At 40.1% G+C, this 11815-nt stretch carries 10 protein-coding genes and 1 riboswitch; of the genes, 6 read left to right on the top strand and 4 right to left on the bottom strand.

Annotated features, from left to right (window positions below; genetic code table 11):
* Nucleotides 1-232: 232 nt before the first annotated feature.
* Both QM629_RS05835 and QM629_RS05830 read right to left on the bottom strand, forming a co-directional pair.
* Nucleotides 233-1213, bottom strand: coding sequence for a Gfo/Idh/MocA family protein (locus QM629_RS05835; RefSeq protein WP_415158145.1), 981 nt, complete (start codon nucleotides 1211-1213; stop codon nucleotides 233-235).
* 20 nt (nucleotides 1214-1233) lie between these two features.
* The gene (locus QM629_RS05830; RefSeq protein WP_415158143.1) at nucleotides 1234-2715 is read right to left on the bottom strand and encodes an alpha-amylase; all 1482 of its coding nucleotides are present in this window, start codon (nucleotides 2713-2715) and stop codon (nucleotides 1234-1236) included.
* Between the two features lie 139 nt (nucleotides 2716-2854).
* Here QM629_RS05830 and QM629_RS05825 point away from each other — a divergent pair, with 139 nt between their 5' ends.
* From QM629_RS05825 to dnaA, 6 genes are all read left to right on the top strand, one after another.
* Nucleotides 2855-3319, top strand: coding sequence for a hypothetical protein (locus tag QM629_RS05825; RefSeq protein ID WP_415158141.1), 465 nt, complete (start codon nucleotides 2855-2857; stop codon nucleotides 3317-3319).
* Between the two features lie 71 nt (nucleotides 3320-3390).
* Nucleotides 3391-4164 carry a Ku protein gene (locus QM629_RS05820; RefSeq protein ID WP_415158139.1) on the top strand — a complete coding sequence of 258 codons (774 nt, stop codon included), beginning with the start codon at nucleotides 3391-3393 and terminating at the stop codon, nucleotides 4162-4164.
* Between the two features lie 265 nt (nucleotides 4165-4429).
* Nucleotides 4430-4542: riboswitch (SAM riboswitch) on the top strand.
* A 394-nt stretch (nucleotides 4543-4936) separates the two neighbouring features.
* On the top strand, nucleotides 4937-6256 hold the full coding sequence (locus QM629_RS05815; RefSeq protein ID WP_415158137.1) for an O-acetylhomoserine aminocarboxypropyltransferase/cysteine synthase family protein: 1320 nt from the start codon (nucleotides 4937-4939) through the stop codon (nucleotides 6254-6256).
* Between the two features lie 92 nt (nucleotides 6257-6348).
* Nucleotides 6349-7428 (top strand): homoserine O-acetyltransferase family protein, encoded by a 1080-nt coding sequence (locus tag QM629_RS05810; RefSeq protein ID WP_415158135.1) that lies wholly within the window; start codon nucleotides 6349-6351, stop codon nucleotides 7426-7428.
* A 58-nt stretch (nucleotides 7429-7486) separates the two neighbouring features.
* On the top strand, nucleotides 7487-8764 hold the full coding sequence (locus tag QM629_RS05805) for a homoserine dehydrogenase (protein ID WP_415158133.1): 1278 nt from the start codon (nucleotides 7487-7489) through the stop codon (nucleotides 8762-8764).
* Nucleotides 8765-9187: 423 nt separating this feature from the next.
* On the top strand, nucleotides 9188-10618 hold the full coding sequence (gene dnaA, locus QM629_RS05800) for a chromosomal replication initiator protein DnaA (RefSeq protein WP_415158131.1): 1431 nt from the start codon (nucleotides 9188-9190) through the stop codon (nucleotides 10616-10618).
* 81 nt (nucleotides 10619-10699) lie between these two features.
* Here dnaA and QM629_RS05795 read toward each other — a convergent pair whose 3' ends face one another.
* A complete protein-coding gene (locus tag QM629_RS05795) occupies nucleotides 10700-11164 on the bottom strand; it encodes a GNAT family N-acetyltransferase (protein ID WP_415158129.1) in 465 nt (154 codons plus the stop codon).
* Nucleotides 11151-11747: a pseudouridine synthase gene (locus tag QM629_RS05790; protein WP_415158127.1), complete on the bottom strand. Its 597-nt coding sequence runs from the start codon at nucleotides 11745-11747 to the stop codon at nucleotides 11151-11153. Before QM629_RS05790 ends, QM629_RS05795 begins: the two co-directional genes overlap by 14 nt.
* Nucleotides 11748-11815: the final 68 nt, after the last annotated feature.

Below are 11815 nucleotides of genomic sequence, written 5' to 3'. Positions count from 1 at the left end.
CTCTCCAAAGGAGAGGGGCCAGAACCCGCTCTGACAAATGGTTTCAAGAGATTCGATAATTTTTATCCGGACAATAATGATTTGAAAATTTAATTCTTTACAGGAATTCAGCGATTCTTCGCACAAAGCAAAGGAGTAAACAGCGTAATGAAGCGCCGCTGCTGGCTCTGTGTTCTCTGTGCGAAAAAAAATTAAACAGCTTCTAAAAGAGATGTGTTTGCCTTTTTGTGGGCTAAGCCTTGTCGTAAGGATAAACAATATTAAGCTGCGAACGAACGGCGTCCATAATTCTTACAACGTTCAGGCTTGCCTTATGAGAAATAATATTGCTCTCCATTGTATTGCTCTTGAGGCATTGGATCACTTCATCCACCTCGTACTGAAAGCCCCTGCCCTGCCAGGAAGGATAATGTTCCCGCGTTGGCGCATTCATAATACGGACATCAATTTTTTCAGGATGTTCCGTCCAGGGCCTTTTTATACGAATGGTTCCTTTGCTACCATATATCCATGCGCTGTTTTGTGTTTGGGTAATAATAGAAGATTCGAGCATGGCATATTTTCCATCGCTGTAACTTAATGCGATGCCACAGGTTTCATCAATATTTGATTCATTCACTTTGCCACAGGCAAATATTTTATCAGGATTACCCAGTAAGAGATAGCTTAAATAAATAGTATATACACCCACATCAAGCAGCGAGCCGCCACCTAATTCAGGATTGAAAAAACGGTTGGTTCTGTCTTTCTCGGCAATAAAGCTCATGTCGGCATGCACCTGCAAAATCTCACCTATTGTTCCAGACTGAATAATATCGAAGAGAAACTGAAAGCTTGGAAGAAAGCGCGTCCACAATCCTTCCATTAAAAAAGTATTATTCTTTTTTGACGCTTCAATAAGCCCGTAAACCTGTTTCTCATTTATAGCAAGTGGTTTCTCACACAACACCGGTATTTTATTTTCAAGGCAAAACATGGCATGCTCATAATGCAGGGAATGCGGTGTGGCAATGTAAACAGCATCGGGTTTATGCACTATTAAATCATTAATATTCTGTATGGCAAAACCGCCATGTTCATCTGCAAATGCTTTTGCATACGCTAAGGTTTGGCCAAGAACAGCGCCTACTTCACATGTATCTTCATTCACATATTGCAGATCATTTGCAAATTCTCTGGCAATATTTCCAGGGCCGATTATTCCCCATCGCATATTCAATAGTTTAGATGTTATCATTTTACAGCATCCAGCGCCTCTTCTTTAATCCAAAGGCTTATGCTGCGCGATTTAACCGGAAAGATGGCAGCGCCATCATTATTGGTAACAACAGCATCAGCAAAGCTTCCGGTTATGTCTATAAATTTCCTGCTGGCATTCAGTCCGCTCAAATTCATTTCTTTAAAGCCATCATCGCTATTGGATAATACAACAACAAAACCTGCATTCCGGTTTTGTTCTGTGCCCGCTACAAACCAGCTTATACAATTGGGATGATCAAAATAATCATGCTGTTCTCCTTCAAATAAATGCTTCCGTATCATCATCATCTTATACAAATTGGGCACCGGTGCAAGCTGTATCTCGTTACCATTAACATTATAGGAAGCGCCATAATAACTTGGATAAAACACGCAGGGAATACCTTCCTGCCTCAATAATATTAATGCATTGGCATGTGGCTTAAACCAGTATTCAACGAAAGACTCCAGGGCCTGTGTGGGTTGCGTATCATGGTTATCAACAAACGTAACGGCACTTTGCGAACGTGTTTGCACCAGTGTATTATTGAATATATCGGGCAGGCTGAAGTCTTTGCCTTGTTTGGAAGCTTCATAAAAATTTTGGTGCAAAGGCACGTCGAATAGCTGTACGCGGTTTTCCATTGCATCAAGGTAGGCATGCAGGTATGTAACATTGCTGCTCCAGTATTCTGCCACCGTAAAAAATTCTTTCTGAAACGTTTCTTTTAAATAATCGAGCCATTCTTTGTAAAAGTGGGGCGATATATGCTTTACGGCGTCAAGCCGCAGGCTGTCTATATAGCAATTCTGAATAAACCATTTGCCCCAGTATTTAAGCTCTGCAGTAACGTTGGGGTTTCTGAATTCTATATCGGCCCCCAGCAGGTAATCGAAATTTCCAAATTCATCACCCACTACATCATCCCACAAATCACCATAGCCGTTAATAATCTTGTAAATACATTTTTCGTTTTCATTGGTACATTCATCTATACCGGTAAAGGCATGAAAATCCCAAATAAATTCAGAATACTTTTTATTGCGGCCGGGAAAGTAATATTTGGTATTAACATCTTTTTCAAAAGGCTCTGATATAACTTTATTCCTGTCGTAATAATCAACTTGTATAACATTTACTTTTTCGGTTTCATCGGCGCCGTTTTTATGGTTAAGCACAATGTCGCCCATTGCGCCCAGGTTATGCCTGTGTAAAGCTTTTACTGCATCAACAAACTGTTTTTTTGTTCCGTATTTTGTTTTAAACGAGCCCTTCTGATTAAATTCGCCAAGGTCAAAAAGATCATATACATCATAGCCCACGCCATCAGCGCCGGCAGAAGATTTATAAGGAGGCGGAAGCCATACATCGGTAATGCCTATCCACTCAAGATGGCGGGCCTGTTCCATCACCTCCTTCCATAACTTTCCCTTTGGATAGTACCAATGAAAAAACTGAAAAATTGTTTTATGCATACATTGAGAAATTTAAGTAATTTTAGTCGGTTCCCGCAGTTTAGAAGAAGTTTCTGAAAAATTTAATCTTTTACTAAAATCATACCAGTAGCAAGGGCATATATTTTGCGGCATTTCTTAAACAATTAAAAACAATTGTATGCTATTTGTCACGATTTCTCCAAAAGAAGCAAAACAGTACGCTTATATCTGCACGCGCCTTAAAAGCACAGTGAATAAAATGAGCGAAGCCCGTAAAACGCTCGAAGCTGTTGCCAATACCAGCTTTGACAAGCCATTTGCCAAATGCATGTATATGCTAACCTCAGAATCATTGCAGTGCGAGAATGAAATGCGCGCCCAGATTGATTCCATGATATGCAATGATAATGAAAAGCAACAGGATGCCGGTAAAGAAAAACGGATGCCGGTAACGAAATTTTCAAGCATAGAAGGCGTTTGCAGGTATTTTGAAGATGCTTATTTAAAATCGTACAGGAAATTGCTGAAGGATAAAAAATTCAATACATCGCTTAGAAACCTCATGCAAAATCATTTGCGGCAATTTAATGCAAGCCTTATGCAAATGCGCTTGTTTAACGATGTGAAAACGATGGCCAACTGATTTTTATTGGGAAACGCTTTCCCCTATTTTAATAACAGGCACAATATTTTCCTTTATTCCAAAAAAGAATTATGAGATCATTATGGAGCGGCTCAATAAGTTTTGGGCTTGTGAATATTCCCATTAAACTATACAGCGCCATACAGCCAGGCAGCATTGACCTGGATATGCTTGACAGGAAAGACCATTCCAATATATTGTTTAAACGAGTAAATGAAAAAACCGGGAAAGAAGTGGAGTGGGAAAATATTGTGAAAGGATACAAAGTAGATGGCCGGTATGTAATACTCACCGACGAGGATTTTGAAAAAGCCAGTCCCGAAAAAACAAAAACAATAGATATTACAGAATTTGTAAAGCTGGACGAAGTGCCGGCCATTTATTATGACGCAGCATACTATATAGAACCTGAGAAAAACGGCGGTAAAGCATATATATTATTACGTGATTCGTTAATAAAAGCCAGAAAGGCCGCCATTGGCAGTTTTGTTTTGCGCAATAAGGAAAACCTTTGCCTTATCTCCGCATCAGAAAAAATACTGGTGCTGCATAAACTGCGTTACGCCCATGAGGTAAGAAGCACGGAAGACGTAAAAGTGCCGCAGTCTAAAGTAAGCGCAGCCGAAATAAACATGGCCATAAAGCTTATTGATCAGCTGAGCGGCAAATTTGATATAACTGACTTTAAAGACAGCTATACAGAAACTTTATTAAAATTTATTAATGCAAAGGCAAAAGGCAGAAAATTTACCGCGCCTAAGATGCGGGTGGTGCATTCCGGGCCAAAAGACCTTATGTCTGAATTAAAGGCAAGCCTTTCCCAAGCAAAACGCAAGGCTTCTTAGAAGCTGTTTAAAACTTAAATTCTTTACAGGGTTTTAGCGATTTTTAGCACAGAGTAAAGGAGCACACAGAGCCATGAAGCTACTCTGTTGGCTTTGTGTTCTCCGTGCGAAAAAATTTAAACAGCTTCTTAGAAGTTCCGCAAAATTCAATTGTTTATAATTATGGAAGTATTGAAGCAATGGAATAAATTTCCAACACTTCCATAACAAAATAAATGACATTTGTTTTTTTAAAGCGTTATACTTTTGCGCCGGTTCTTTGTAACACTTATCAAGAAAGGCAGAGGGATTGGCCCGTTGAAGCCTTGGCAACCATTCCTTTTCATAAGGAAAAAGGTGCCAACTCCAATTCCGGCACAGGCCGGGAAGAGATAAGTCAGAAATGTATGCTTCAAAAATCTTCAACAATATGCAAAGCGCTTCTGACTTACCGGGGCGCTTTTTGTTTTTGTGCGCTTGAAAGTTTTAAGGAATTGCGCTGTACAATGCAGCCAGGCTTAACAATCAGATAAAAATTTTTTAAGTGATAAATAAAAATCTCAACTACATTTGCGGTGCATTATCAAAAAGCATGATACAAAAACAGCAAAATATTAATATTACCGGCGCACAGGCTAACATGTGTGCTTGTTGTATTTGCTGTTGTATGCCGCAAGGCATAATTATATAATCCCCTCGCCGGGCTTCGCCCGTTTTTATTGTAAAATTTTCCTCAAACAAAACAAGCAGCAAGCTTGAAGTATTCATTAATTCCTTACACAAAAACACTTTTATGAGTTACCGTTTTGAAACATTACAATTGCATGCCGGCCAGCAGGTTGATCCTGCAACAAAATCAAGGGCGGTTCCTATTTATCAAACAACTTCTTACCAGTTCGACAATACTGAACATGCCGCCAATCTTTTTGGATTGAAACAGTTCGGCAATATTTATACGCGCATTATGAACCCAACATCCGATGTGTTTGAACAGCGCATTGCTGCATTGGAAGGCGGCGTTGCCGCGTTGGCCGTGGGTTCAGGCCAGGCTGCGCAATTTCTTGCTCTAAATAATATTCTGCAGTCGGGCGATAATTTTATTGCTTCTTCTTATTTATATGGCGGCACTTATAACCAGTTTAAAGTTGCTTTTAAAAGGCTGGGTATTGATGTGCGTTTTGCTGATGGCGATAATGTTGAAAGTTTTGTAAAGTATATTGATAAAAATACCAGGGCCATTTATCTTGAAACGATCGGCAACCCGCGGTTAAACGTTCCCGATTTTGAAAAGTTTGCTGCATTAGCAAAAGAATACGACCTGCCTTTGATTGTTGATAACACCTTTGGCGCAGGCGGTTATTTGATAAAGCCTGTAGAATGGGGTGCAAATGTTGTTGTAGAATCTGCCACAAAATGGATAGGCGGACATGGCACCAGCATTGGCGGTGTAATTGTGGATGGGGGAAATTATAACTGGGGCAACGGAAAATTCCCGCAGTTTACCGAACCAAGCGAAGGCTATCATGGCCTGAAGTTCTGGGAAATTTTTGGCGAAGGCAATCCGCTTGGGCTGCCCAATATTGCTTTTGCCATTCGCGCAAGGGTTGAAGGATTGAGGGATTTTGGCCCTGCGCTTAGCCCGTTCAATTCGTTCCTGTTCCTCCAGGGTTTAGAAACATTAAGCCTGCGTGTGCAACGTTCTGTTGACAACGCATTGGCATTGGCGCTGTGGCTTGAACAGCATCCGCAGGTTGAGTTTGTATGGTATCCGGGTTTAAAAAGCAGCCCTTATTATGACCTTGCAAAAAAATATTTGACAAATGGCGCAGGTGGCGTACTGCAATTTGGAATAAAAGGCGGGTTGGAAAATGGCCGTAAATTCATTGACTCATTAAAACTAATCAGCCACCTGGCAAATGTGGGCGATGCAAAAACCCTGGCTATTCATCCTGCATCAACTACGCATGAGCAGTTAAGCGATGAAGAAAGGGCAGCAGCAGGCGTTTTACCGAACCTCGTTCGCATAAGCGCAGGCATAGAACATATTGATGATATTAAAGCAGATTTTGAACAGGCGTTTGATGCAGTGTTCTCAAAATCGTTTGTGTTGTAGTTGTTATTATTAAGTTCCAAATGTTCACGGGTTCGCATTGTTTAACCAACATGTGAACTCGTGAACTTGTGAACGCTTAAACTAAAAAATGAATGTCAAAAACGTTTACCTGTAACAAACCATTTAAGCTGGAAAGCGGCAGCATATTAAACGGCTTTCATCTTGCCTATACCACGCATGGAAAAATGAATGCAGATAAAAGCAATGTGGTTTGGATATTTCATGCATTAACTGCCAACAGCGATCCCGCTGAATGGTGGGGCGGCCTGGTGGGCAACGATAAATTCTTCGACCCCAAAAAATATTTTATTGTTTGTGTAAACATGCCCGGGAGTTGTTATGGCAGCATCAATGCCTTTGATATAAACCCGGCAACCAATCATTCCTGGTACCATGCATTTCCCTGGTTTACCACACGGGATATGATAAGGGCTTACCAGCACCTGAAATCTCATCTTGGTATTACTAAGATACATATCGGCATTGGCGGCAGCATGGGCGGCCAGCAATTGCTGGAATGGAGCATTGAAGAACCGGAGTTGTTTCAATACATTATTCCCATTGCCACCAATGCGTTTCATTCGGCATGGGGCGTTGCATTCAATGCATCGCAGCGTTTAGCTATCGAAAATGATATCACCTGGAAAGAACAACAGGTGGATGCCGGTTTGGAAGGCATGAAAACGGCGCGTTCAATCGCCCTGCTTTCTTACAGAAGTTATGACACGTATAAGCTCACCCAAAAAATAACTTCAGATGATCTGAACAGCCGGGAACGCAGTTCTGAAAGCTACCAGCAATACCAGGGCGAAAAACTGGCTAAGCGCTTTAATGCTTTCAGCTATTATTTTTTAAGCAAAGGCATGGATAACCATAATGTGGGCCGTGGCAGGGAAAGCGCCGTAAAAGCTTTGGAACAAATAAAAGCGAAAGCATTGGTGATTGGCATTTCGAGCGATTTGCTTTTTCCGCCAACAGAACAGGAATTTATAGCAGCGCATATACCGTATGCAGAATTCAGGGAAATACATTCACCTTACGGGCACGATGGCTTTTTGCTGGAATATGAGCAAATAGAAGAGGCGATTAAAACATTCCTGGCCTCATCCCAACCCTTCTCCAGGGGAGAAGGGCAAGAAGGCATACTTAATTTTTTAACATCAAAAATATAGCGACTTTAAAGTCCTCTCCTTTGGAGAGGATTTAGGAGAGGCTTTTAATAATTAATACATGGGCAAGGCAATTAATAACACCGGGAAATATCATAAGAAACTAACGATAGGTTTATTTGGTTTCGGTGTGGTAGGCGAAGGTTTATACAAGGCGCTTCAGCAAACATCCTCTTTAAATGCAAGCATTAAAAAAGTTTGCATTAAACACCCGGGCAAAAAAAGAAATGCGCCGGAAGAATTATTTACAACAGATAAAGATGCATTGCTGAAGGATGAAGAAATAAATGTAATTGTTGAAGTGATAAACGAAAGCGAACCGGCTTTTGATATTGTTTCAACCGCTTTATTAAACGGTAAGCATGCCGTAAGCGCCAGCAAAAAAATGATAGCGGAACATCTTCCCAAATTACTGGAGCTGCAAAAGCAAACAGGCAGATCGTTTTTATACGAAGCTGCCGCCTGCGCATCTATTCCCGTTATAAGAAACCTGGAAGAATATTATGATAATGATTTATTGCATTCATTAAAAGCAATTGTAAACGGTTCAACGAATTTTATTCTTACAAAAATGTTTGAAGAAAGCCTCAGCTTTAAAGATGCATTATTGCTGGCGCAGCAATTAGGCTTTGCAGAGAGCGATCCCGCATTGGATGTGGACGGATGGGATGCCGTAAACAAATGGGCCATTCTGTTAACGCACGCTTATGGCATAGTGGAACATCCTGAGCACATTGTTTTTAATGGCATTCAGCACATACAGCTCAACGATGCATTGGTAGCTAAAGAAAAGCATTATGATATAAAGCTTGTGGCACAGGCAAAGAAATTGTTGAATGGAAAAGTAGCTGCATTTGTATTGCCGCAGTTTGTAAAAGCCGATGATCATTTATCGTTTGTAAAAAATGAGTATAATGGTGTTGTTATCGAAAGCTCTTTTGCCGATAAGCAATTCTTTTATGGCAAAGGCGCCGGCAGCTTTCCAACAGCTTCTGCTATGCTGAGCGATATATCTGCACTGCGCTATAATTACCATTATGAATACAAAAAGCTATACCATCATATTATTCCCGAACTGAGCGAAGATTTTTATATTAAAACTTATGTAAGCTTTGATGACTGGCAATATATTCCCAAAGAAAAATTTGAATGGATTGAAGAATGGCATGCTGAAGCAGAACGCAAATACCTGGTTGGCGTTTTGCCTTTCAGTGAATTAAAAAATAATAACTGGTGGAGAGAAAATAATACTTCGCTCATCTTATCGCCCGAGCCGGTTATTGAAGACGTTGAAATAAGAAGGCTGAAAAAGAAAAGTTTGGAGCTCGCAGGGGTTTAATTCAAAAAAAAAAATTTTAAACCAAAAAAATTATCAACAGGAATCCCTCAAATACACGCTGAATAAGGCTTTCAGGGAAAGACCCATGCACAACAAAAGGCATGGGGGTTTTTTATATTAAAATTTTCTTCTTTTATACATAATTTTTATCATAAAAACAAAGGGAAAATTTTTTCAAATCGCATTAAAAAAACATCAACATGCTGATGTTGCTCATTTATAAATATTTGCGTTTATAAAATTTTTTTCCGGCCTTGTTGATGTAAAAAAAGCGCTTAAAAAAATTTTTTTTTCAACATATTAGGTTTGATATTCGTTCTCTGTCCCAAAAAAAAATCCGTTGCGGAAAAAAATGGAATTTTTTTGGGATTTTTTATCGGTTGAACAGAATCTACTAACTCAAATTAACGTTTGAATTTTACTATGAACAAAAACGCAGACAAAGTATGGGACAATTGTTTGAAGATAATAAAAGACATAGTGGAATGGCAGCATTTTAAAACATGGTTTGAACCAATTAAACCTCTTGAACTAAACAGTAATGTCTTATTAATTGAAGTACCAAGCCAATTCTTTTTTGAATATCTTGAAGAACATTATGTAACGCTTCTTGCAAAAACACTTAAACGCGAACTTGGTAAAACAGCCAGGCTCGAATACCGCATTCTGGTTGACAGTGGCAGCAAAGGAAAGAACGGCAGCATGGATGTGCCTGCCGGTAATATAAAATTTTATAATAACAATGAAATGAGCTTTCCTCTTGTAATAAATGATGAGGTTAAAAACCCCTTCGTAATTCCGGGCATAAAGAAAATGCAGATTGATCCGCAGCTCAATCCCGCTTATATATTTGATTCTTTTATTGAAGGCGATTGCAACCGTGTGGCGCGCCGTGCAGGTAAAACCGTTGCAGAAAAACCCGGGGCAAGCTCATTTAACCCGCTGGTTATATATGGTGGTGTAGGCCTGGGTAAAACGCACCTGGGCCAGTCAATAGGCAATGAAGTGAAACGCCTGCATCCGCACAAGATTGTTTTGTATGTAAGCAGTGAGAAATTTATTAACCAGTTTCAGGATCATAGCCGCAACAATGCCATTAACGATTTCATTCATTTCTATCAATTGATAGATATATTGATAATTGACGATGTGCAGTTCTTTGCCAAGGCTGAAAAATCGCAGGACGCCTTATTTGCCATCTTCAATCATTTGCATCAGAGCGGCAAGCAACTGGTGCTTACATCCGATAAACCGCCAAAAGACCTTGATGGCATGCAGGAACGCTTATTAAGCCGTTTCCGCTGGGGTTTAAGCGCCGACCTGCAGGTGCCCGATTATGAAACACGCATTGAAATACTTGAGCGTAAAATGAAGAATGATGGCCTTGAATTACCAAAAGATGTGGTGAAATATGTGGCTTATAACATCAGCAATAATGTACGCGAACTGGAAGGCGCCATGATCTCCCTGCTCGCTCAGTCTTCACTTAATAAAAGAGATATAGACCTTGATCTTGCAAAGAAAGTGCTGCGCAATTTTATACGCACCAGCAGCAAGGAAATTACAATAGATGCCATTCAGAAAATGGTATGCGATTTTTTTGCCGTGCCGTATGATAAACTGCTTCAGAAAACACGCAAACGCGAAATTGTACAGGCAAGGCAAATAACCATGTACCTCGCCAAAGCCTTTACCAAAAACTCTTTAAAAACTATCGGTGAGCATTTTGGCGGCAGAGACCACACAACGGTTATACACAGTTGCCAGACCGTAAAAGACCTTATAGATACCGACAGTTTGTTTCGCGAAAATGTGGCAGAGCTCACACAAAAAGTTCAGCTTGCAGCCATGTAGGTTGTAAGAAAAATATTCAGGCGTCCTGCATCATCTTCAAGATGCAGGACGCCTTTGTTTTTAAAAACATCGTCAAGGCCATTATTCATTTCCAGGCTTCTTATAAACATCAGGATTATGCCGCATCATAAAACGGTAAATATAATCATCCGGAACTTTCGTCCATCCAGCCTGTTCATATAAACCATGTGCATCTTTTGTGGTAAGCAGCCACCTGCGCAGGTTTTGCAATTCAGGATGCGCCTGTATGGCCTCCATCAGCCATTTAGACAAACCTTTGCCACGATGTTCATGCAGTATAAATACATCAGCGAGATAAGCAAACGTGGCGCAGTCAGTTATCAGCCTGGCAAATCCAACCTGGGCATCGTTATAATACAATCCAAAACATAAAGAGTTATCAATTGACTTCTCAACAACATCTCTGGGCATACCCTGCGCCCAATAAGATTCTTCAGAAAGATATTGATGTATAACATTAACATCAAGTTTGGATGTATCGGTTGTGATGGCATACATTTCATTACGCACTTCATAAGTTGCCATAAAATAGTTTTTTATAAATTGATTTTTGAGAAAGCTCTATCATGGCGCCCGGCTGCATGTTATCCAATGTAATGTCTTCAATGCGATAACGGATTAAACGCAGTGTAGGAAAGCCAGTCTTTGCCGTCATCTTTCGCACCTGCCTGTTCTTGCCTTCCTTTAAAATTATTTTTATCCATGATGTGGGAATATTGGCGCGGTAACGCACCGGCGGCATGCGTTTGGCAACTACCGGCGCTTCGCTAAATACAGTTACAACGCTTTCTTTTGTTTGGTGCAGAGAAGATTTTATATTAAGCTGCAGCCCTTGCTGCATCTGCATTACAGCGTCATTAGTAATACTGCCCTCAACCTGTGCCCAGTATTCCCTTTCATGCGCAAAAAAAGGATTTAATAAACGATGATTCAATTTTGCATCGTTGGTTAATATTAATAAACCTTCACTGTCTTCATCTAATCTGCCTACAGGATAAACGTTTTTAGGAACAGCAAAATAATCAGCCAATGTTTTTTTATTATCAAGCGATGAAGTGAATTGCGACAACGTTTTATATGGCTTATATATGATGAAGTAGCGAAACATAAATCAAAAAAAAATCCCCCGATTACTCGGGAGACTTTGTATATATATGGGTTAGTAAGTAACTGGGA

It is taken from the genome of Parafilimonas sp., assembly GCF_047606085.1.
Lineage (GTDB): Bacteria > Bacteroidota > Bacteroidia > Chitinophagales > Chitinophagaceae > Parafilimonas.
The sequence above is the reverse complement of the archived record's forward strand: the minus strand, read 5'-3'. Positions and strand labels throughout refer to the sequence as shown.

What these genes read in the sequence shown, in the direction of transcription:
- QM629_RS05835 (WP_415158145.1), bottom strand. Translation starts at nt 1,213, where the DNA reads ATGCGATGGGGAATAATCGGCCCTGGAAATATTGCCAGAGAATTTGCA.
- QM629_RS05830 (WP_415158143.1), bottom strand. Translation starts at nt 2,715, where the DNA reads ATGCATAAAACAATTTTTCAGTTTTTTCATTGGTACTATCCAAAGGGA.
- QM629_RS05825 (WP_415158141.1), top strand. Translation starts at nt 2,855, where the DNA reads ATGCTATTTGTCACGATTTCTCCAAAAGAAGCAAAACAGTACGCTTAT.
- QM629_RS05820 (WP_415158139.1), top strand. Translation starts at nt 3,391, where the DNA reads ATGAGATCATTATGGAGCGGCTCAATAAGTTTTGGGCTTGTGAATATT.
- QM629_RS05815 (WP_415158137.1), top strand. Translation starts at nt 4,937, where the DNA reads ATGAGTTACCGTTTTGAAACATTACAATTGCATGCCGGCCAGCAGGTT.
- QM629_RS05810 (WP_415158135.1), top strand. Translation starts at nt 6,349, where the DNA reads ATGTCAAAAACGTTTACCTGTAACAAACCATTTAAGCTGGAAAGCGGC.
- QM629_RS05805 (WP_415158133.1), top strand. Translation starts at nt 7,487, where the DNA reads ATGGGCAAGGCAATTAATAACACCGGGAAATATCATAAGAAACTAACG.
- dnaA (WP_415158131.1), top strand. Translation starts at nt 9,188, where the DNA reads ATGAACAAAAACGCAGACAAAGTATGGGACAATTGTTTGAAGATAATA.
- QM629_RS05795 (WP_415158129.1), bottom strand. Translation starts at nt 11,164, where the DNA reads ATGGCAACTTATGAAGTGCGTAATGAAATGTATGCCATCACAACCGAT.
- QM629_RS05790 (WP_415158127.1), bottom strand. Translation starts at nt 11,747, where the DNA reads ATGTTTCGCTACTTCATCATATATAAGCCATATAAAACGTTGTCGCAA.